The organism is Enterobacter sp. LU1, assembly GCF_008271405.2.
Taxonomy (GTDB): domain Bacteria; phylum Pseudomonadota; class Gammaproteobacteria; order Enterobacterales; family Enterobacteriaceae; genus Enterobacter; species Enterobacter hormaechei_C.
Map to the genome: position 1 here is coordinate 2,038,311 of NZ_CP043438.2, position 21,654 is coordinate 2,059,964.

General features: G+C 56.1%; 21 protein-coding genes. 6 read left to right on the plus strand and 15 right to left on the minus strand.

Annotated features, from left to right (window positions below; translation table 11 throughout):
• Positions 1-23: 23 nt before the first annotated feature.
• Together FZF21_RS09830 and FZF21_RS09835 are read right to left on the minus strand one after the other, a co-directional pair.
• Positions 24-1,508 (minus strand): carboxypeptidase M32, encoded by a 1,485-nt coding sequence (locus tag FZF21_RS09830; RefSeq protein ID WP_015570631.1) that lies wholly within the window; start codon positions 1,506-1,508, stop codon positions 24-26.
• 74 nt (positions 1,509-1,582) lie between these two features.
• Positions 1,583-2,836: an MFS transporter gene (locus tag FZF21_RS09835; protein ID WP_017384556.1), complete on the minus strand. Its 1,254-nt coding sequence runs from the start codon at positions 2,834-2,836 to the stop codon at positions 1,583-1,585.
• 121 nt (positions 2,837-2,957) lie between these two features.
• On the opposite strand from FZF21_RS09835, the gene FZF21_RS09840 reads away from it, so the two are divergent.
• From FZF21_RS09840 to bioD, 3 genes are all read left to right on the plus strand, one after another.
• Positions 2,958-3,863, plus strand: coding sequence for a LysR family transcriptional regulator (locus FZF21_RS09840; protein ID WP_047737556.1), 906 nt, complete (start codon positions 2,958-2,960; stop codon positions 3,861-3,863).
• Positions 3,864-3,984: 121 nt separating this feature from the next.
• A complete protein-coding gene (gene mlc, locus FZF21_RS09845; protein ID WP_047737554.1) occupies positions 3,985-5,205 on the plus strand; it encodes a sugar metabolism global transcriptional regulator Mlc in 1,221 nt (406 codons plus the stop codon).
• 131 nt (positions 5,206-5,336) lie between these two features.
• Positions 5,337-6,032: a dethiobiotin synthase gene (gene bioD / locus FZF21_RS09850; RefSeq protein ID WP_015570628.1), complete on the plus strand. Its 696-nt coding sequence runs from the start codon at positions 5,337-5,339 to the stop codon at positions 6,030-6,032.
• Here bioD and clcB read toward each other — a convergent pair.
• The 8 genes from clcB to FZF21_RS09890 form a co-directional block, all read right to left on the minus strand.
• Positions 5,967-7,277, minus strand: coding sequence for a voltage-gated ClC-type chloride channel ClcB (clcB, locus tag FZF21_RS09855; protein WP_047737551.1), 1,311 nt, complete (start codon positions 7,275-7,277; stop codon positions 5,967-5,969). The two genes, bioD and clcB, sit on opposite strands and share 66 nt — an antisense overlap.
• 104 nt (positions 7,278-7,381) lie before the next feature.
• Entirely contained in the window at positions 7,382-8,530 is a 1,149-nt protein-coding gene (osmV, locus tag FZF21_RS09860) for an osmoprotectant ABC transporter ATP-binding protein OsmV (protein ID WP_003857446.1), read from the minus strand.
• Positions 8,530-9,177 carry an osmoprotectant ABC transporter permease OsmW gene (gene osmW / locus FZF21_RS09865; RefSeq protein ID WP_006808875.1) on the minus strand — a complete coding sequence of 216 codons (648 nt, stop codon included), beginning with the start codon at positions 9,175-9,177 and terminating at the stop codon, positions 8,530-8,532. The genes osmV and osmW overlap by 1 nt, the downstream gene beginning before the upstream one ends.
• Before the next feature lie 8 nt (positions 9,178-9,185).
• Positions 9,186-10,085 carry an osmoprotectant ABC transporter substrate-binding protein OsmX gene (osmX, locus tag FZF21_RS09870; RefSeq protein ID WP_017694085.1) on the minus strand — a complete coding sequence of 300 codons (900 nt, stop codon included), beginning with the start codon at positions 10,083-10,085 and terminating at the stop codon, positions 9,186-9,188.
• An 18-nt stretch (positions 10,086-10,103) separates the two neighbouring features.
• Entirely contained in the window at positions 10,104-10,814 is a 711-nt protein-coding gene (gene osmY, locus FZF21_RS09875; protein ID WP_003857442.1) for an osmoprotectant ABC transporter permease OsmY, read from the minus strand.
• Between the two features lie 250 nt (positions 10,815-11,064).
• Entirely contained in the window at positions 11,065-11,814 is a 750-nt protein-coding gene (locus FZF21_RS09880) for a YoaK family protein (RefSeq protein WP_017384553.1), read from the minus strand.
• A gap of 146 nt (positions 11,815-11,960) precedes the next feature.
• Entirely contained in the window at positions 11,961-13,145 is a 1,185-nt protein-coding gene (locus FZF21_RS09885; RefSeq protein WP_032648186.1) for an MFS transporter, read from the minus strand.
• A 57-nt stretch (positions 13,146-13,202) separates the two neighbouring features.
• The gene (locus tag FZF21_RS09890; RefSeq protein ID WP_032648188.1) at positions 13,203-14,330 is read right to left on the minus strand and encodes an alpha/beta hydrolase; all 1,128 of its coding nucleotides are present in this window, start codon (positions 14,328-14,330) and stop codon (positions 13,203-13,205) included.
• A gap of 111 nt (positions 14,331-14,441) precedes the next feature.
• Between FZF21_RS09890 and FZF21_RS09895 the strand changes: the two genes are divergently transcribed.
• The 3 genes from FZF21_RS09895 (at position 14,442) to FZF21_RS09905 (ending at position 16,442) form a co-directional block, all read left to right on the plus strand.
• The gene (locus FZF21_RS09895; RefSeq protein ID WP_017384550.1) at positions 14,442-15,326 is read left to right on the plus strand and encodes a LysR family transcriptional regulator; all 885 of its coding nucleotides are present in this window, start codon (positions 14,442-14,444) and stop codon (positions 15,324-15,326) included.
• An 85-nt stretch (positions 15,327-15,411) separates the two neighbouring features.
• On the plus strand, positions 15,412-16,089 hold the full coding sequence (gene catA, locus FZF21_RS09900; protein WP_015570622.1) for a type A chloramphenicol O-acetyltransferase: 678 nt from the start codon (positions 15,412-15,414) through the stop codon (positions 16,087-16,089).
• A gap of 38 nt (positions 16,090-16,127) precedes the next feature.
• Positions 16,128-16,442, plus strand: coding sequence for a hypothetical protein (locus tag FZF21_RS09905; protein WP_017694081.1), 315 nt, complete (start codon positions 16,128-16,130; stop codon positions 16,440-16,442).
• Positions 16,443-16,556: 114 nt separating this feature from the next.
• Here FZF21_RS09905 and FZF21_RS09910 read toward each other — a convergent pair whose 3' ends face one another.
• The 5 genes from FZF21_RS09910 to ynfE form a co-directional block, all read right to left on the minus strand.
• Entirely contained in the window at positions 16,557-16,868 is a 312-nt protein-coding gene (locus FZF21_RS09910; RefSeq protein WP_017384548.1) for a YebG family protein, read from the minus strand.
• A gap of 109 nt (positions 16,869-16,977) precedes the next feature.
• A complete protein-coding gene (dmsD, locus tag FZF21_RS09915) occupies positions 16,978-17,592 on the minus strand; it encodes a Tat proofreading chaperone DmsD (RefSeq protein WP_149120963.1) in 615 nt (204 codons plus the stop codon).
• A 44-nt stretch (positions 17,593-17,636) separates the two neighbouring features.
• Positions 17,637-18,491, minus strand: a complete 855-nt coding sequence (locus FZF21_RS09920; protein WP_047737543.1) for a dimethyl sulfoxide reductase anchor subunit family protein — start codon at positions 18,489-18,491, stop codon at positions 17,637-17,639.
• A 1-nt stretch (position 18,492) separates the two neighbouring features.
• The gene (locus tag FZF21_RS09925) at positions 18,493-19,110 is read right to left on the minus strand and encodes a DMSO/selenate family reductase complex B subunit (RefSeq protein WP_149121384.1); all 618 of its coding nucleotides are present in this window, start codon (positions 19,108-19,110) and stop codon (positions 18,493-18,495) included.
• A gap of 10 nt (positions 19,111-19,120) precedes the next feature.
• A complete protein-coding gene (gene ynfE, locus FZF21_RS09930; protein ID WP_149121383.1) occupies positions 19,121-21,559 on the minus strand; it encodes a selenate/tellurate reductase subunit YnfE in 2,439 nt (812 codons plus the stop codon).
• Positions 21,560-21,654 lie beyond the last annotated feature (95 nt).

The following is a 21,654-nucleotide window of genomic DNA, read 5'->3' on the forward strand; positions in this document are numbered from 1 at the left end:
GGGTGGACCCCCGGCGCGTTCGGTTACAGGTAGCGGGACGTCAGGTGTTCGCGGAAGTAGCGGATATTCAGATCTTCACCCGTGGCCTGGGTGATGAGCTGCGACGTGCTGAAACGGCTGCCGTGCTGCCAGATATTCTGACGCAGCCAGTCAAACAGCGCCGAGAAATCGCCCCCGGCAATGGATGCCTGCAACCCGGGCAGCGCAGTTTTGGCGGCATGGAACAGCTGTGCCGCATACATTGCCCCCAGCGTGTAAGACGGGAAGTAGCCAAAACCGCCGTCGGTCCAGTGGATATCCTGCATACAGCCGTTGCGGTAGTTATCTTTGGTGGATAACCCAAGCCACGCCTGCATTTTCTCATCCCATAACGCGGGAATATCATCGACTTCAATTTCGCCATTGATTAGCGCGCGCTCGATCTCATAGCGCAGCACCACATGCGCCGGATAGCTCACTTCATCCGCATCAACGCGGATGTAGCCCGGCTTCACGCGCTGGTTCCAGGCAATAAAATTCTCTTCGCTGAATGCCGCCTGGCTACCGAAACGGGCATGAACCGCCGGAAGCAGATGCTTCAGGAAAGCGTCGCTGCGGCCCAGCTGCATTTCAAAGAACAAGCTCTGGGATTCATGGATCGCCGTAGAGCGCGCCAGCGCAACGGGCTGGCCGGCCCACGCTCGCGGAAGGTTTTGCTCGTAGCGGGCATGTCCGGTTTCGTGGATCACGCCGAAAAGCGCGCTGAGCAGTTCATCTTCATCGTAACGCGTGGTGATACGCACATCTTCCGGCACGCCGCCGCAGAACGGGTGGGCGCTAACGTCCAGACGACCGCCGTTAAAATCGAAGCCAAGCATTTTCATCGCTTCCAGGCCCAGCTCGCGCTGCGTGGCGGTCGGGAAGGGACCCTGTGGCGGAACGAACGATCGTTGAGCCTGTTTTTCCACAACCTTTGCCAGCAGCTCCGGCAGCCAGGACTTCAGATCGCCGAACAGCACATCCAGGCGAGCGCTGGTCATGTCGGGTTCAAAGATATCCAGCAGCGCGTCGTAAGGCGTGCAGCCTTTAGCCTCAGCGCGCAGGCGGGCCTCTTCACGACTGAGTTTCACCACCTCTTTCAGGTTGGCTGAAAAGCCCTGCCAGTCGTTGGCCGGACGCTGAGTGCGCCACGCGTGTTCACACCTGCTGCCCGCCAGCGATTTGGCCTCCACCAGCGATTCCGGCAGTAAAGTGGCCTGCTGGTAGTGGCGTGTCATTTCACGCAGGTTGGCTTGCTCAACGTCATTCAGATCTTCGTCTGCCGCCGCCGCCAGCCATTCACCCACTTTTTTATCGGTCAGGATCTGATGTTGCAGGACGCTCATCTCCGCCAGCGCTTCACCGCGCGCGGCGCTGCCGCCTGGCGGCATCATGGTGAACATGTCCCAGCTGGCGATGGAGGAGAGGTGCGAGAAGCGGGAGAGGCGCTGGAAGGTGCGGGTGAGTTGTTGATAGTTATTGTTTTTCATGAAGTCCTCGTGTCTGAATCAGCCGATGACAAAAATTAGCATCGGCTCGATTTAAACACGAAGAGGGCTGAATGTTAATGCAGTCGTTTATGCAGGCTCGCGCCCACCAGCAGTGCCGCGCACAACATCAGCGCGATAAATCCGCCCACGCCGTTCCAGCCGTAGTTATGCCAGAACACCCCGCCGAGCGTACCGGCTATGCTGGAACCGAGATAGTAACTGAACAGATACAGTGACGAAGCCTGACCTTTGGCGCGGCGCGCGCGTGGGCCAATCCAGCTGCTGGCAACGGAATGCGCGGCAAAGAATCCCGCAGAGAAGAGCAGCATTCCGGCAAAAATCAGCCACAGGGAAGAGAAAAGCGTCATCAGCAGTCCGAACAGCATCACGGCGGTGGAAACCAGCATCACCGGACCACGACCGAAGCGCGCGGTCATGGCGCCCGCTTTTGGCGAACTCCATGTCCCGGTGAGATATGCCACAGAGAGCAAACCCACCAATGCCTGACTAAGATGCCACGGTGAAAGCATCAGACGATAGCCGATGTAATTAAACAGCGTCACGAACGAGCCCATCAGCAGGAAACCGGTCAGGAACAAACGGGGCAGCCCTTGATCGCGCCAGTGCAGACGAAAGTTGATAAATAACGTTTTCGGACGCAGGGAGGTCGGGCGGAAATGGCGCGATTCCGGCAGGATTTTCCAGAACATCAGCGCCGAAGCGAGGGCGAAGCAGCCGATAACGGCCAGTGCAATGCGCCAGTTAAAGAAATCAGTAAACACACCGCTGAGCAGGCGTCCGCTCATCCCGCCGATAGAGTTCCCGCTAATGTACAGCCCCATGGAGAAGGCCACGAAGCTCGGGTGGATCTCCTCGCTGAGATAGGTCATCCCGACCGCCGCCACGCCGCTGAGGGATAACCCAATCAGCGCGCGCATGACCAGAATGCCGTGCCAGCTGGTCATCATGGTGGACAGCAAGGTACACACGGAGGCCAGCATTAACGCCGTTACCATGACCTGCTTACGTCCGATGGCATCCGAAAGTGGCCCGGTGAACAGCAGACCGATCGCCAGCATCCCGGTTGAAATGGAGAGCGAAATACTGCTGCTGGCTGGCGACACGCCAAATTCATGCGACAGGACCGGCAGGATCGGCTGAACGCAGTAGAGCAGGGCGAAAGTGGCGAGACCCGCTGAGAAGAGCGCCAGCGTGACGCGCATAAACTGGGGGGTACCACGTTTAATAAACTGAACCGGCTGCGGTGCTGCGGGTAAATCATCAATGTCGCTGGCCGGCGCGATATCAACGGTCGTTGTACGGCTCACACATATTCCTTGCTTAAACATCCCCGTGGTTTCTGGTGACGGGTATGACCACAAGATTAGGGTAGGAAAATGTAAATATTCTGTCTAATATATTAATAATCTCAAATGATACTTTATAAATATGAATATCGAGCTGCGCCACCTACGCTATTTTGTCGCCGTTGCCGAAGAGCTGCATTTTGGTCGTGCGGCGGCAAGGCTGAATATCTCTCAGCCACCGCTAAGCCAGCAGATCCAGATCCTGGAGCAGCAGGTCGGGGCGCGTCTGCTGGCGCGAACCAACCGCAGCGTGAGCCTGACGGCGGCGGGAAAACAGTTTCTCGCCGATAGCCGACAGATCCTGAGCATGGTGGAGGACGCCGCCGCCAGAGCGGAACGGCTTTATCTTGGGGAGACGGGGGAGCTGCGCATCGGGTTTACCTCATCGGCCCCCTTTATCAGCGCTGTTTCACAAACGCTATCCTCGTTTCGCCGTAATTTTCCGGATGTGCATATTCAGACGCGCGAAATAAATACCCGGGAGCAGATAGCGCCGCTTAACGAAGGATCGCTCGACCTGGGGCTGATGCGTAACACGCAGTTGCCTGACACCCTGGCGTGGCAGGTGATCCTCCGCGAACCGCTGATGGCGATGATCCCCCGGGATCATCCGCTCGCCGCGCAGCACAGCGTCTCGCTGGCTGAACTGGCGAAGGAGCCGTTTGTCTTTTTTGACCCACAGGTAGGTACCGGGTTGTATGACGATATTCTTGGTCTGATGCGGCGATATGGTCTTGTCCCGACTATCGCGCAGGAGGTGGGGGAAGCCATGACGATCATTGGTCTCGTTGCCGCAGGGCTTGGCGTGTCGATTCTCCCGGCCTCGTTTAAACGAGTACAACTGGCGGAAATGCGCTGGGTGAAGATAGCCGAGCAGGATGCAGTCTCAGAGATGTGGCTGGTGTGGTCTAAACATCATGAACAGAGCCATGCGGCACAGCGTTTCAAAGAACAATTAATTACCGCTTCTCACGGGCGTTATTTATAGGGAAAAGTGGGCGAAAATGTGCAGTAAATCACATGGCTAAGTAAAAATTTGACGTCAGCCATTGAAGTGCTTCACCATAGCCCTCAGTTTATTTCGAAGCTCGAAAATAAGGGAGTACGAGGTGGTTGCTGATAGTCAGCCAGGGCATATCGATCAGATCAAGCAGACCAACGCGGGCGCCGTTTATCGCCTGATTGATCAGCTTGGTCCGGTTTCGCGTATCGATCTTTCGCGCCTGGCACAACTGGCACCCGCCAGTATTACCAAGATTGTCCGCGAAATGCTGGAAGCCCATCTGGTTCAGGAGACAGAAATTCAGGAGCCGGGCAGCCGTGGTCGTCCGGCGGTAGGGCTGGTAGTGGAAACGGAAGCCTGGCACTACCTGTCGCTGCGGATTAGCCGCGGGGAAATCTTCCTCGCGCTGCGCGACCTCAGCAGCAAGCTGGTGGTGGAAGACCGGCTGGAACTCCCGCTGGATGCAGAGCAACCACTTCTCGAAGCCATTCTGACCCACATCGACCAGTTCTTTATTCGTCACCAGCAGCGTCTTGAACGTTTAACGGCGATTGCGATCACCCTGCCGGGAATTATTGATACCGAAAATGGCATTGTGCACCGCATGCCGTTTTATGAAAACGTCAAAGAGATGCCGCTGGGCGACGTGCTGGAAAACCACACCGGTGTGCCGGTCTACATTCAGCATGATATCAGCGCCTGGACGATGGCGGAGGCGTTATTTGGCGCTTCCCGGGGCGCGCGCGACGTGATTCAGGTGGTGATTGATCATAACGTTGGCGCAGGTGTGATCACCGACGGGCGTCTGTTGCATGCTGGCAGCAGTAGCCTGGTGGAGATCGGCCATACGCAGGTCGATCCGTATGGGAAACGCTGCTACTGCGGTAACCATGGCTGTCTGGAGACGATTGCCAGCGTCGAAAGCGTGCTGGAGCTGGCGCAGGTGCGGCTCAGCCAGTCGATGAGCTCCACGCTGCACGGTCAGCCGTTGAGCGTTGAGGCACTGTGCGCTGCGGCAAGGCAGGGCGATCTGTTGGCAAAGGATATCATTACCGGCGTGGGCAATAATGTCGGGCGCATTCTGGCCATTATGGTGAACCTGTTTAACCCGCAAAAAATACTGATCGGCTCCCCGCTCAGCCAGGCGGCGGATATCCTCTTTCCGGCGATTTCCGCCTGCATCAATCAGCAGGCGCTTCCCGCGTACAGTAAAAACATCGTGGTCGAAAGTACGCAATTTTCCAACCAGGGTACGATGGCTGGCGCCGCGCTGGTAAAAGATGCGATGTACAACGGCTCGTTACTGATTCGTTTGCTTCAGGGCTAACTCTTTTCCAGAGATGTACGAAAAATTGCGCTATCTCAAGCCGGGTAGCGCACGCTTCCCGTAGACTTTCCCCACTGAATTATTTACCTGGTTTATATTTTTTGAAGCATACCCAAGAGGTGGAATGAGTCATGCTTAAGCGTTTCTTTATTACTGGTACGGATACGTCTGTCGGGAAGACAGTCGTATCCCGCGCGTTACTCCAGGCCCTGGCGGCAAGCGGTAAACGCGTTGCAGGATACAAGCCGGTTGCAAAAGGCAGTAAAGAGACGCCAGAAGGGCTGCGCAATAAGGATGCCCTGGTTCTGCAAAGCGTCTCGTCTCTGGAACTGCCTTATGATGCCGTCAATCCTATCGCCTTAAGCGAAGAGGAAAGCAGCGTCGCTCACAGTGGGCTGATCAACTACAGCCTGCTTTCTGATGGACTGGCAAATCTGAGTGAAAAGGTTGACCACGTTGTCGTTGAAGGGACCGGCGGCTGGCGCAGCCTGATGAACGATTTACGTCCCCTTTCCGAATGGGTGGTGCAGGAGCAGTTGCCGGTGATTATGGTCGTGGGCATTCAGGAAGGGTGCATCAACCATGCCTTGCTGACGGCGCAGGCTATCGCTAATGACGGCCTGCCGCTGATTGGTTGGGTGGCGAACCGTATTAACCCGGGCCTTGCGCACTACGCTGAAATCATCGACGTGCTGAGCAAAAAGCTGCCTGGCCCGCTGGTGGGCGAACTGCCTTATCTGCCCCGCGCCGAGCAGCGCGAATTAGCGCACTATATCGATCTCTCGGCTTTCGGCGGTATGCTGGCCGTAGATCGAGTCGTGGCGTAGCGTTCTCGACAATACCGACGCCACAACACAGGCAACCAGCAAACCGGGAAGTAAAAAATACTGCCCGGTCATCTCACAGACCATCAAGGCCGACATGATTGGCGCATGCGTTGTGGCGGCGAGCAGCGTCGCCATACCCGCCAGCCCAAGCAGGATCGCCGTCTCAGAGCCAGGAAACCACAGCGCAAAGATCTGCGCAAACAGCATTCCCGTTGCCATACCGACGAACAAGGTTGGCGTGAACACGCCTCCCGGCGCGCCGGACCCGCTGCTTGCCAGCACCGCCAGCAGCTTGCAAATAAAGACGCCAGCTATCACCGACAGCAGCGGCGGGGACTGCAAAAACGCCTGAACCACGCTATAGCCATTCCCCCATACCTTCGGCGTCAGCAGCGACAGCAGCCCGACGATCAGGCCACCCAGCCCCAGCTGCCACGGCGGTGAGAGTTTGAGACGCAGAAACAGCCTGTGGCTGGCCGCCATCAGCCACATCAGCAGCGGGCCGCAAACGCCAGCCAGCAGACCCACGCCAACGATCAGGAAATAATCCACCGCCGTAAGCATCTCGCTGAGATGGACATCATATAGCGTATTCGCGCCGGGACTTAACAGGCGCGTGGTCAGCAGGGCCACCACAGCGGCAATCACCACCGGGCCGAGGGAGGCCAGCATTAGCGTGCCAAACAGGATCTCTGCGATAAACAGGCTGCCCGCCAGCGGCGCATGATAGGCGCTGGCCATCCCGGCGGCGGCACCGCAGGCGATCCACAGTTTCCATTCGGATTTCGGCGTACAACGTTGTGCAAAAAAGGAGGCGGCGAGGGCGGCGAGCAGGATCATGGCGCCTTCACGGCCGATGGCGCTGCCGCTGGCGACCACCAGCAACGACGCGAGGGATTTCACCAGGCTGGCGCCATAATCAAACTGGCCGTCACCGGTCTCAAGCGCTTCCATATAATCGGTGGGGGCGTGGGGACGTTGTGCCGTCATGCGCTGCCATCCCCACAGTAGCACTCCCGCGGCCAGACCACCCAGCGCAGGCGTCAGCGCCCGCCGCCAGGGCGATAACGCGGCCGCGGCGTTCACCAGACTTCCGCTTTCGTTGCTGAGAAATAGCCACTCCAGCAGATACATGCTGTGGCGGAACACCGCAACGGCCAGCGCCGCCAGCACGCCGGTGACGGTAGCAATCAGGAGACGGCGAAACATCGCGCGGATGTCGGGGTAAGCGTGAAGACGTTGCATGGAGTCGTGATTTAACGGGGACGATACAATATTGTGGCGGGAAATCGGGAGGTTAGCAAAAGGTATGCGTGCGGAAAAGGCCGGGCAGTACCCGGCCTGAATGCTTAACTCTCGCTATGAATATTTAATGCCCGGCGCGTACGCCCTGAACTCAAATACTCCGCAATATAATCCTGGGATATCTCGCCGTTATAGCGTCCGTCCTCGTCCACAATCGGCATCCAGCTGGTGTTGCTCTCATACAGGCGAGAAAGCACCACGCGCAGGTTATCCTCGGCCTTACCGGTCATGCGGAACGGATGCAGAATATCCCCGCAGCTGCCGCTGGCGTTACGCGCTTCGCGGCGCTTCACAAAGCCGAGCGGTTTGCCGTGCTCATCAACCACGGTAATGGCGCGAATATCGTTGTCATCCATGGTGGCGAAGGCCTCCGGCAGCGGCGTCGATTCGCGTACCGTAATGGTCGGCTGCTGGTCGGTGACGTCGCCCGCCGATACCAGCAGCAGGCGTTTCAACGTCCGGTCCTGACCAACAAACGAGCCGACAAACTCATTCGCGGGTTTCGCCAACAGCTCGTCCGGGCTGGCGCACTGCACGATACGACCCTGACGGAAGACGGCAATACGGTCGCCCAGCTTCAGCGCTTCGTCAATATCGTGGCTCACCAGCATCACGGTCTTTTTCAGCTTGCGCTGCATCTCCAGGAACTGGTTCTGGATCACCTCACGGTTAATCGGGTCGACCGCGCCGAACGGTTCATCCATCAGCAGGACCGGAGGATCCGCTGCCAGCGCGCGGATGACGCCGATACGCTGCTGCTGACCGCCGGACATTTCGCGCGGATAGCGATGAAGGAATTTATGCGGATCCATTGCCACCATATCCATCAGCTCCTCGGCACGGGATTTACAGCGCGCTTTATCCCAGCCCAGCATGCGCGGCACGACGGTAATGTTCTCTTCGATGGTCATGTTCGGGAACAGGCCAATCTGCTGGATCACGTAGCCAATGTTGCGGCGCAGGGTCACGGTGTCCATTCCGCTGGTGTCTTCGCCGTTAATCAGGATCGTCCCGCTGCTTGGGGTAATGAGACGGTTGATCATCTTCAGGGTAGTGGTTTTCCCGCAGCCGGACGGGCCGAGCAGCACGCACATTTCCCCTTCAGGCACGTTCAGGTTGACGTTGTCGACGGCCTTAAACGTCTGGCCGTGTTTCTGTGAAAATTGTTTGGTGAGGTTTTCCAGTTTTATCATTATCGAATCCCCTTCGGAGTCAGTACCACCTGCAAACGGTGCAGCAACCAGTCGAGCACAATCGCTAAAAGACAAATCATCAGCGCGCCCGCAATCAACATACGAATATCACTCCCGCCAATACCGTTAAGCAGCAGCAGGCCCAGCCCGCCCGCGCCGATCACGGCGGCAATCGCCATGACGCCGATGTTCATCACCACGGCGGTGCGGATGCCGCCAAAAATCACCGGCAACGCCATCGGGATTTCCACCCAGCGCAGACGCTGCCAGAAGGTCATGCCGATGCCGCGTCCCGCTTCACGCAGGCCCGGCGGCAGGCTGTCGAGTGCCGTGTGGGTGTTACGCACAATCGGCAGCAGCGAATAGAGGAACACCGCCGTAATCGCGGGCAGGGCGCCAATGCCCTGACCGATCAGCGAAAAGAGCGGGATCATCAGGCCGAAAAGCGCAATTGACGGGATGGTGAGCACAATGGTGGCAATCCCCAGCACCGGCGTTGCCAGCCATTTATGGCGGACAATTAAAATGCCCAGCGGCACGCCAATAATAATCGCCAGGCCCACGGCGAGCGCCACCAGCCACAGGTGTTGCAGCGTCAGGGTTAAGAGATAGTCCCAGTTGTCGAGAATATAGTGAATCGTCTCCATAGCGCCTCCTACAGCAACTGTTTGCTACGCAGGAAATCACGGGCGACCTGCTGCGGTGACTGATGGTCGATATCCACCTTCTTATTCAGTTCGGTGATAACGTCGTTATTGAGCTGGGCTGAGAGGGTGTTCAGCGCCTCCTCAAGCCCCGGATTAGCCTCCAGCGTGTCTTTCCGAACAACTGGCGTCACGGCGTAACTCGGGAAGAAGCCTTTATCGTCTTCCAGCACTTTAAGATCGAAGCCCTTTACGCGCCCGTCGGTGGTGTAAATCAGCCCCGCATCGACAAACCCGTCGCGCACCGCGTTATAGACCAGGCCCGGATCCATCTGGCGGATCTGCGGGCGGTCCAGCTCCATGTTGTAGGCCGCCTGCAACGGTTTCATCCCGTCGCTGCGCCCGGCAAATTCCAGGTCAAGGCCCAGCAGCCAGTTGTTATCCGGATCGGTTTTACGGATCTGCTCAATCTTTGCCACCATCTCAGACATGGTATTGATATGTTCAGCCTCGGCGCGCTTGCGCTGCATGGCAAAGGCATAGGTATTGTTCATATCGGCAGGTTTAAGCCACACCAGACCGTGCTTCGCATCGAGGCGTTTCACCGTCTCGTACGATTCCTGCGGCGACATGCGTTTGTTGATGTGGTTGAAGATGATCAACGAGGTGCCGGTATACTCCCAGGTCATATCAATCTGCTTGTTGATCATCGCGTTACGGGAAATCACCGTTGCAATATTGGTCTGAGGTTGTACCTGAAACCCTTTCTTTTGCAGATACTGCACGGTCATGGCCGAGAGAATGTGCTGCTCGGTAAAGCTCTTGGTTGCCAGGATCAGCGGCGCGGCGAGCGCCTGGCTGGTGAAGAGCGCGGCGGCGCATAGCGCCGTCAGCCCGGAAAACAGTCTCATAGAAGCTCCTTGTTATAATTATCGCGCGAGATGCGGGCTCAGTAATCGGCCCAGTGCCGCCAGCAGCGTATCCAGAATCAGGGCGAACAGGGCGGTGGCCGCCGCGCCCAGGATCAGCGTCGGAAAATCATTCAGATAGATCCCAGGGAAAATCAGCTCGCCGTAGCTGCTGGCGCCAATCAGGAATGCCAGCGGTGCGGTACCGACGTTAATCGCAGTGGCAATGCGAATACCAGAAAGCATCACCGGCCACGCGTTAGGGATCTCAACCTGACGCAGGCGCTGCCATTTGGTCATGCCGATACCGTTTGCCGCTTCCAGCAACGACGCGGGAACAGAGCACAGCCCGGCATAGGTGTTACGCACAATCGGCAGCAGAGAGGCCAGAAAGAGGGCGATAATGGCCGGTTTATCACCGATGCCAATCACCACCATCGCCAACGCCAGAACGGCCAGCGGCGGCAGGGTGTTGCCCACGTTAAAGATTTGCATCACATATTCGGCGATACCACGCGCGGCCGGACGGCTCAGCAGAATACCGCTTGGAATGCCCACCAGCAGGGCAAAGAACATTGATGAAAAGACCAGAATCAGGTGCTGTTGCCCGAGGTAAATCAGGTCAACCTGGCGCGCCTTAATCGTTTCCAGTCCTATTCCCCAGGTGAGGAGAGCGAGAACCACGATAATCGCGCCGACAAAAAGCAGCGAACGTTTAAGTAATGGGTGCATTGCGGTGTGTCTCCCTGTGCGCATGCGTTATAGCAACCACCGGTTGCCTGTTGTTATGCCATGTTTCGGCAGGGGTACTTCACCTATAGCAAGCGAAACGGAAGGGTTCCAGCGAAGGGGGTAAATCAGTAACCCTATGAAATTAGTGACAACCTGAGTGAAGCCTTATGGCATAAGGGCTGTCAGTGGGCAGGCAGAATAGTCTTAAAGAAGCACGCCTTATGTGACAACGTCACATAAGGCGTGCTGATTATACCTGTCGACTGAGCGCGGCGCGCACCTTGCGTACGCGCCACGAAATGCGGACGATAGAGAAGGCTGCGACGATTACCAGCAACAGGCCCAGCGCCAGCATCGCGTGGAATCCAAACTCTCTGAACAGGATCAGCCCCGCGATCCCGCCGCTGATAAAGGAGAAAAGGGTAGTTAAATGGGTTTTGAGCTGACTCTTTTGCGCGGCCGTATCTTTGGAGTAATCCCGGCGCAGCATGGCGACCATAACGGAGGCCAGCGAAATGCCCGCATCGGTCAGCGTGCCGGTGATGTGCGTGGATCTCACCCGACCGCCGGATAGTTGAGTAGAGGTAGAATTATGAATTCCCATCAACCCGCACAGGAAAATAATAATCTCCTGATTCGTGGCGAAGGAGTGAAAATACATTTCGTACAGGGATACCCCGGCCAGTAATAGCCCTTCAACAAACAGAACCTGGCTGAATACCAGCCTGACGTTATGGATAATCCCCCAGATAACAATAATCCGCGCAGCGATGGCACCTGAGACAAACGAAAGAATAATGGCACCAAAGAAAAGAATATCGCTGAGATCGGTGGAGGAAACTTCGCTGGATAGCTGCGAGGTATTGCCCGTCATATGCGAGGGAAAAAAACCGAACGCGCCCAGCGCAATGGCATTCAGCAGTCCCGCGGAGGTCGCCAGCCAGAGGGCAAGACGACGATCCTCCTGATGCGTTCGTTCTTTCTTTAATTTAATCAGCAAAGAATACCTCCGGTTTGAGCTTTGCCTGAATGTTCAAGCTAACAAAGCGATGTCGCTGGCTGACCAGGATATTGCTTAATTATTATTTCTACGGGAGGTGAGCGAGGTTTTGTAATTAAATAAAACAACCCTGTTAATATAATGCCTTATTTCCGATGGCGCGACGTCGTAAAAGTCAGCCCCCCTGCACTCAGGAGTAATATGCTGCTTAAAGCGAATGTGCTCTGCCAGCCAAAGGTATCAAACACCACGCCACCCGCCGTTGAGCCAAGCGCAATGGAGAGTTGGATCACCGCGACCATTAGCCCGCCGCCAGCCTCGGCATCTTCCGGTAACGTACGGGCTATCCACGTCCACCAGCCGGTGGGGGCCGCAGTTGCCAGCATTCCCCAGAAACCTAACAGCAGGGCCACGATCCACAGGCTGTCCCCGGTGAGCATTAATACCCCTGCAATCAGCGCCATAAGCAGCGGTATGGCCATTAAGGTGAGGTAAAACGCGGCATTCAGGACCAGCGCGACGATCAGCGTGCCGATGAAACCTGCGATACCGATAGTGAGCAGGATCAGCGATAAGCCGGAAGGACTGACGTGGGTGACGGTTTCGAGGACGGGGCGCACATAGGTAAATAACGCAAACTGTCCCATGAAGAACAGGCCGCACGCCATCAGACCCACCGAAACCGCAGGCTGGTGGAGCAGGCGAAATACGCTTTTACGTGGCGACGGCCGCTGGTTCCTGCCCATGTTGGGCAGGCTAAAATATTGCCAGATGAACGCCACAATCGCCACGGGGACCAGGCATAGAAACGCGCCGCGCCAGCCAATGGTCGAGCCGAGATAACTGCCCAGCGGGGCGGCGACCACCGTCGCCAGCGCGTTGCCGCCGTTAAAAATCGCCAGCGCACGAGAGACCTGATGCTGAGGCACCAGCCGAATGGCGGTGGCAGCAGACATCGACCAGAAACCGCCGATGGCGATGCCGATCAGCGCCCGGCCTGCCATATACATCAAAGCGTTTGGGGCGAAGGCGATAATGATCCCTGACAGCGCCATCAGGACGGTCATGCCTGAAAGAAGATGTTTGCGATTCATATTCCCGGCAAGCCGGGAAAGAAAAAGGCTGGTCAGGACAGCCAGCGCACCAGAGAGGGCGATCCCCTGGCCAGCCGTCCCCTCTGTCACCCCTAAATCTCTGGCGAGGGGCGTGAGCAGACTGACGGGCATAAATTCCGAGGCAATGAGGACAAAAACGCACAGGGTCATGGCAAAAATACCGCCCCAGTGTGCACGCTCAGCATCACGGGATGAGGTTTGATTCAGTGTGGACATAGGTGTAATTCACGGCGAAGAGAAGATAAGCCCCCTGATTGCCGGGGGCTAAGAGAATTAATCCAGACTGGTTTTGAAAAACTGCCCGAACTGCGCGAACGGGATTTTCCCTGCGACGTTATCGTAGAGATCAACGTGATTCGCACCGGGAACAATCACCAGTTCTTTCTGTTTGCTGCCGACAGCTTTAAACGCATCTTCCGCAAAATAACGTGAGTGCGCGTTTTCACCGGTCACAATCAGCGTTGGGATGGTGATCTCCCCGGCATAGCTCAGCAGCGGCATATTCATAAAGGACAACGGCATGGTCGCGGTCCATGCGCCGGTGGAGTTTACGGAACGGGCATGGAAGCCGCGCGGCATACGGTAGTAATCATAGAACTCTTTCAGTACCGGATGCGGATCGGCGGGCAATGCTTCCGGCAGAATACGCCCGGCCGCCGTTACCTTACCGTTTTCATCGACATAAATATCGTGGCCGCCATGGGCGAAGGTGCCGCTTTCAGCATCTTTCCAGCGTTGCGCGTTCAGATACTGCAACACGGCCCGGCGATCGGCCGCTGAATAACGATCTTTCCCGTCGCCCACGCCGTGACCCATCGCGCGGCTCATATCGTACATTACGCTGGTGGCGACCGCCTTCACGCGGGTATCCATGGATGCCGCGTTCAGCGCCATACCACCCCAGCCGCAGATCCCGAGAATGCCGATACGGTTACGGTCGACTTCTTTCTGTAATCCGAGGAAATCCACTGCGGCGCTAAAGTCTTCGGTGTTGATGTCAGGGGAGGCAACGTTACGCGGCTGGCCGCCGCTTTCACCCGTGTAGGATGGGTCGAAGGCCAGGGTCACGAACCCCTGTTCAGCCAGAGTCTGGGCGTAAAGACCACTGGATTGTTCTTTTACCGCACCGAACGGTCCACTGACGGCAATCGCCGCCAGCTTCTGGTCGCCGCTGTTCCTGGGAATGTACAGATCGCCGACCAGGGTGATCCCGTATCGGTTCTCGAACGTCACCTTGCGGTGGTCGACTTTATTGCTCTCGGCGAAGGTCTTATCCCAGGTTGTCACCATCGAAACGGGGGCGGCAGGATTTCGTGTTTCTGCATAACTCATTGTTGTCACTCCACTTAATGATGCGCATAGCAGCAGCGCAACGGACAGTTTTTGGGTGAATGTTTGCATAAGAGGTACCGTGTGTTGTAATGCGGTCATTATAGTTAGCAGAAATAGTGCTGATTAGAGGCCAAAGGCTGCTAGGATTAATATCATATTGTTATGAATTGATGAGGCATGATGGCGAAGCGGGAAAACTACAATGAGCTGTATCTGTTTATCCAGGTGGTGCGGGAGGGAAGCTTCACGGCAGCCGCGCAACGGCTCGGGCTGGCACAATCCGGGATCAGTCGATCGGTTCGCGAGCTGGAAGAGCGGCTGGGCGTTCGGCTTCTGGTGCGTACAACGCGCAAACTGTCGCTGACCCACGCCGGGGAGCAACTTTACCAGACCGCTGGTTCAGCCTTTGATGCGCTCGATACCGGGCTGACCAGACTGGCGCATTACCGCCAGACGCCATCCGGCACGGTGCGCATTAATGCCAGCCAGCACGCCATCGAAAAATGCCTGCTGCCAAAGCTCGCTATCTTCAAACAGCGTTACCCGGATATCCGTCTGGAATTGATGAATGAGAGCCGGTTCGTGGATATCATTGCCGAGCGATTCGACGCGGGCGTCCGGCTTGGGCCGGAGGTGGGACAAGGAATGATTGCCGTGCGCATCACGCCCGATATGGAGATGGCTGTGGTTGCCGCTCCGGCGCATTTTCGGCGCTATGGTTTCCCGCAGACGCCCGCCGATCTGGATGCTCATCCCTGCATTGCCTACCAGTTTGCCGACGGTAACCACTATCAATGGGAGCTTGTTCAGGACGGGAAGCATGTTACTCACCGCCCGGAGGGACAATGGGCCTTTTCCGACAGCTACATGGAGGCCGAAGCGGCCCGGCTGGGACTCGGGCTGGCCTATGTCCCGGTTGAGCTGGTGGCTGACGATCTGGAGCGTGGCACGCTTATACGCGTCTTACAGCGCTACAGCCTGCGGATGGACGGACTGTACCTCTATTATCCACACCGCAACGTATCCCCGGCGCTGAGAGCGGTGATTGATACGCTGAAAATTTAGGGTGCCTCTTCGCTACGGTCTATACAGCCCCTACGTTTGTGATACGCTACTATTTTATATAGCGCAGCTCAACTAAGGCTCTGAAATGACAAAAATAATGCCAGAATATACGGTAGTTGACTTATCACGTTGGGCAAGAAAGGAACACTTTGAAGTATTTCAGGGCTTTGCTCAATCTACATTTAACCAAACGGTTCAGCTGGACATTACCGTGCTGCTAAAGCATATCAAAGAGGTTGGCTGGAAATTTTATCCTGCGATTATTTCCCTTATTTCTGACGTCGTAAACCGGCATCCGGAATTCCGTATGGCCATGAAGGATGATGAGCTTGTAATATGGAATGAGGTTCATCCAAGCTATACCCTTTTCCATAAAGAAACGGAGACATTTTCATCGTTATGGAGTCATTACGATGGAAATATTCACCATTTTCAGCGCGTTTATGCAGAAGATGTTGCCCGCTATGGCAATATCCTTGCTTACTGGCCTAAAGAAGAGTCCCGGGAGAATATATTCTTCATATCGGATATTCCGTGGGTCAGTTTTAGCAGTTTTAACGTCAACGTCGCTAACATGCGGAATTTTTTTGCGCCCATGTTCACGTTTGGAAAATACTATAACCAGGATGGAAAGGTCTTGTTGCCTTTCGCCGTTCAGGTCCATCATTCTGTCTGTGACGGTTTCCATGTGGCCAGGCTGATCAACGAGTTACAAGAGTTGTGTGATAATTTACCGCACCATTCAGAGGCGCTCAACGTGTGATTCACGTGTTTTTAACATACGCCTGACGAGGGGAAATAATGGAACCGAATTTTACGCCAGAACAGATTGAAATGATTAACCGCATTGTTTTCGAGCAGATCGAGATCATGCATGAGAAAGTAGCTGAAATAATCGCAGATACAGAGACGGTGGCGCATCAGCGCCTGAAGGATAACGGGATCACTACGACAGATTTCTATCCTGCAAATAAAAACTTCCTGATGATGACCCTTGTACAGGATCTGATAGATAAAGTGCACGGGGGCGATAAGGACCTGGCCAAAACAATGATAACCATGGAAGCAAAAAGGCTGAATATCAGCGTAAACGTTGAGGCGGACAAATCAAGATAACAGGACGTATTTTCAGGGTTACGGTTGATGAATATAAGGTTCAGCCGACCTTAATAAAGCCGCGAGCCGTTTCCGGCCCGCGGCGGCAGGACAGGTGATGAGACGTTCTGACGATCAGGCGGCTTTGACGGCCCGGATTTTTTTGCTGCTGTCCGCATCTGATGCTGTTTTATCCGTTTCAGCATTGAGCTCGGGAAGCTTGCTGGTACGCAGGATATGCTGCACGGACTCTTTCTGCTCGGCGAGATAAAGACCAAGGTTCTCCGCCTGCGTTTCATCCATCTGCATTCCGCTTTGCAACAGCCAGTCGGTAAACGCTTCTGCCATATCGAGCAGCTTGTCGTGAGCGTCAGCCTCTTTCTTACTGGCAAATGTCATTTTTTCTTCACCTTTTCTTACGACAACAAATTTTGTTTCAACAGCCATTGTGCACCCCCGTATACTGTAATTATATACAGTATAGCAGTTGTGACGTTGTGTTGCAGCAAAAATGTGCGAGCCTGGCCTGCACAACGGGTGGACAAGCCAGGTGCTGTTATCGGTACAGCGTTTTTTCGACAATCGGGATCAGCAAAGTGGACTGCCATTCCGCCAGCGTCAGCTGGGCAAGTTTACCCAGCGCGGTGTAGAACGGATGGGCCGCGTTTTCAACGAATACGCTAAGGAAACGCGTGCTCCATGGCAGCAGATGCCAGGCAAGAAGCTGGTCGCGTTCTGTTTCGCGACCGTTCTCGGCAAGCCATGCCGCCAGCATCAGCAACGTTCCGAAATGATCTTCGGGCTCATTCTGCTGCATCTCAAAGGCGATATGGTTTTCACGCATCCACTGACGCAACGCGAGGGTCGAATCGCCAAACAGCACGGACTCACGATCAAGCCAGACCGAGCCCCACGTGGGGGCGGGCAGGGCATACGGGCCAATAAACAGACGCTGCCAGGCGTCTTTCAACGCTTCATCCGACGGGGTCTTAAACATACTGGCGACAGGCAGCAGATTTTCCTCCACCAGCGGCCAGTCCTGAACCCAGTCACCTGCGGTCAGGGCACTCACCAGCGGCGCGGTCTGCTCGCTGTCTGGAGCGAAATAAAACAGCGCGCCCAGTACCCGGGCGCTGAACGCGAACGATTCGCGGTGTGAGACGTCATTCATTACAACTTTCCTTACTTGCGCGCGGGTAGCCCCGCGCACCTGTGTTAACCTGCAATTGCTAACCCTACGGTCATATGCAGACCATAAAATAGCCCACGGCCAATAAGTTCACCCAGCGCCACCAACACGACACCTGCAAACAGGCCGAGCGTTTTTGGCTCCTGACGACGAATCAGCGGGCAGATCCAGCAGCCTAAACCCGCTGCCAGCAACGCGATGCGCCATACCTGAAGCGAACCATAATCCGGAAGCAGGGCGTTAGCCTGCTGGATGGAACTCTGTATTGTCCCCAGCGTATTGCTTTGCAACACGACGACCGCCACGCAGACGATAAGTGCCAGTACGCTGACTGACGCAGCAAGAGTACCTTTGAATGTCACGTTTGCAACGCGCAGCAGCAGCGCGGCCAGCAGAGGACCAGCCAGAATCATCGTCAGGAAGAAGCTCAGCGTGGTGTAACCCGTATACCAGGTCGGGACAGTCTCAATCTGATAGACCCGGGTCATCGCCCAGACAAAAACGATGCCCAGGATCTGGCTGACAACCAGCCAGATTTTGCCCAAAGCTGGGGGCATTTTACCGATAACCGACACCAGCCACCAGAAACCGCCCACGGCAAAGAAGATCGAACCCGCCGCGATCTCATTACTCAGCGCTGACGCGCCCACGCGGTTAAGCGAGTTGAAGGCACGCAGCGGGGAGCCAAGATGCAGTACCGAGGCCATAAACCCAATACCCATTACCAGCCAGAGAAAAAACAGGCTGCGCACGATGCGCATGCTGGCCTTGTCATCATTTTCCTTAAGCCAGACGAAGCCCATCACGATTAACGCGCCGGCCACGCACTGCCCGAAAACGGTGAAGATCACCAGCGGCCATTCATGCCATCCACTTCCCATCTCACACCTCCTTCGGGTTTGCCAGGTAGCCGGTGGTGTCACCCGTCGGACGGCTGTTGGCGTTAGGTTTAATCACAATACTCGGCTTCGTGAAGTGCGCAGACGGCAGCGGCGCGACGGCAGCAAGCTGACCGTGTTTTTTGCGCAGCTCTTCAATCGGGCCAAAGTCCAGCGCGCGCAGCGGGCAGGACTCGACGCAGATGGGCTTTTTGTCGTCCGCCACGCGGCTGTGGCAGCCGTCGCACTTGGTCATGTGGCCTTTGGCGGCATTGTACTGCGGCGCGCCGTACGGGCAGGCCATGTGGCAGTAGCGACAGCCGATGCAGACATCCTCGTCCACCACCACAAATCCGTCGTCGCGCTTGTGCATTGCCCCGCTCGGGCAGACCTTGGTGCAGGCCGGATCTTCGCAGTGGTTGCAGGCAATCGACAGGTAATAGGCGAAGACATTCTGATGCCAGACGCCGTTGTCCTCCTGCCAGTCGCCGCCCGCATATTCATAAATACGCCGGAAGCTGACGTCCGGGGTCAGGTCTTTGTAATCCTTGCAGGCCAGCTCGCAGGTTTTACACCCGGTGCAGCGGCTGGAATCAATAAAAAATCCATACTGGGTAGTCATCGGTTAATCCTTATGCCTTCTCGATCTGCACCAGGTTCGTGTGCTGCGGGTTGCCCTTCGCCAGCGGTGACGGGCGGTGCGTGGTCAGGGTATTGATGCAGGAGCCGTGATCGACACGATCGCCATTCATGTTGGCGTCATGCCAGGCGCCCTGGCCCATCGCGCTTACGCCGGGCATGATGCGCGGGGTGACTTTCGCGGCAATACGCACTTCGCCGCGGTCGTTGAAGACGCGCACCATATCCCCGTTTTTGATTCCACGTTGCTCCGCATCCACAGGGTTAAGCCACACCTCCTGGCGACAGGCGGCCTGGAGCACATCCACGTTGCCGTAGCTGGAGTGGGTACGGGCTTTAAAGTGGAAACCGAACAGTTGCAGCGGGAACTTGCTGCGCTCGGGCGCGTCCCAGCCTTCAAAGGTTGAGGTATAGACCGGCAGCGGGGTGATGGTCTCGTCTTTTTGCAGTTCCCAGGTTGCCGCAATATCCGCCAGCTTGCTGGAGTAGATCTCGATTTTGCCCGACGGGGTTTTCAGCGGATTGGCATCCGGATCGTCACGGAATTTTTTATAGGCCACGAAATGTCCGTTAGGATCTTTGCGCTTATAAATACCCATTTTTTTCAGCGCGTCGTAGGACGGCAGCAGCGGATCTTTGGCGACCATTTTGGCGTACAGGTAGCGCAGCCACTGCTCCTGCGTACGGCCTTCAGTGAATTTCTGATGGATATCCGGTCCGAGGCGTTTCGCCACTTCACTCATGATCCAGTAGATGGGCTTGCGCTCGAACTTCGGGGCGGTAACCGGCTGGAGAAAAATCAGGTATCCCATGTTGCCGGCGTAATCGTTGGGGATGATATCTTCCTGCTCGACGGTCATCAGGTCCGGCAGAACAATATCGGCATACTTCGCGGACGAGGTCATAAAGTTGTCGATGACGACGATCGTTTCGCACTTGCTCTCATCCTGCAAAATGTCGTGAGTTTTGTTGATATCGGAGTGCTGGTTGATGATGGTATTACCCGCGTAGTTCCAGATGAACTTGATCGGCACATCGAGCTTATCTTTGCCGCGTACGCCGTCGCGCAGGGCGGTCATCTCCGGTCCACGGGCAATGGCATCCGTCCAGCTGAAGCAGGAGATTTGCGTTTTCACCGGATTTTCCGGCAGCGGCATGCGTTCGATGGTGATGGTGTAGGTCAATTCGCGCGCGCCGCTGTTGCCGCCGTTAATGCCGACGTTGCCGGTCAGGATCGGCAGCATGGCGATGGCGCGGGACGTTTGCTCCCCGTTAGCCTGACGCTGTGGGCCCCAGCCCTGGCAAATGTAGGCCGGTTTCGCCGAACCGATTTCACGGGCCAGCTTAATGATGCGATCGGCAGGGATGCCCGTTATGCGAGACGCCCACTCAGGGGTTTTCGCGGTTTTGTCATCACCCTGGCCGAGAATATAGGCTTTGTAATGACCATTAGCCGGTGCGCCTTCCGGCAGGGTTTTTTCGTCATAACCCACGCAGTATTTATCGAGGAAAGGTTGATCGACCAGATTTTCATTAATCAGCACCCACGCAATACCTGCCACCAGCGCGGCATCGGTGCCCGGACGAATCGGGACCCACTCGTCTTCACGCCCTGCGGCAGTGTCGGTATAACGCGGATCGATAACGATCATCCGCGCGTTTGACCGTTCGCGCGCCTGCTCAAGGTAGTAAGTGATCCCGCCGCCGCTCATGCGCGTTTCCGCCGGATTATTGCCGAACATCACGACCAGTTTGGTGTTTTCGATATCCGATGTGCTGTTGCCGTCGTTGCTGCCGTAGGTGTAGGGCATTGCGCAGGCGATCTGCGCGGTGCTGTAGGTGCCGTAGTGGCTGAGGAAGCCGCCGTAGCAGTTCATCAGGCGCGCGACCAGCGAGGCATAAGGGGAGGAGCGGGTGATGTTGCCGCCTACAATTCCGGAGGAGTAGTTAATGTAGACCGCTTTGTTGCCGTATTTTTCGACCACGCTTTTCAGGCTCGCGGCGATGGTGTCCAGCGCTTCTTCCCAGGTGATACGCTCAAACTTGCCTTCTCCGCGTTTGCCCACGCGTTTCATCGGATAGTTCAGACGGTCTGGGTGATTAATGCGACGGCGAATTGAACGGCCTCGCAGGCAGGCGCGAACCTGATGGTTGCCGTAAATATCCTCGCCGGTATTATCCGTTTCAACCCAGTAGACTTCGTCATCGCGAACGTGCAGACGTAGCGCGCAGCGGCTACCGCAGTTTACCGAGCAGGCGCCCCAGACAACTTTGTCTTCTGCGGGCTGAATAGCGGACTGCACAGCGGCGGCGGCGCTTTTCAGACCAAAAGGTAATGCGATCCCACCGGCGGCAAGCGCAAGGGATCCTATGGCAGTAGATTTAACCAGAGTTCGACGGCTTATACCGCCGTGATGTTCAACTTCGGACATAACTCACCCCATCATTGTTAATAATTATTTTCACCCGTGACTACAACCGGGCTAATGATGGGGGGAGTGTTACTTATTTAGAGGTATTAAATATT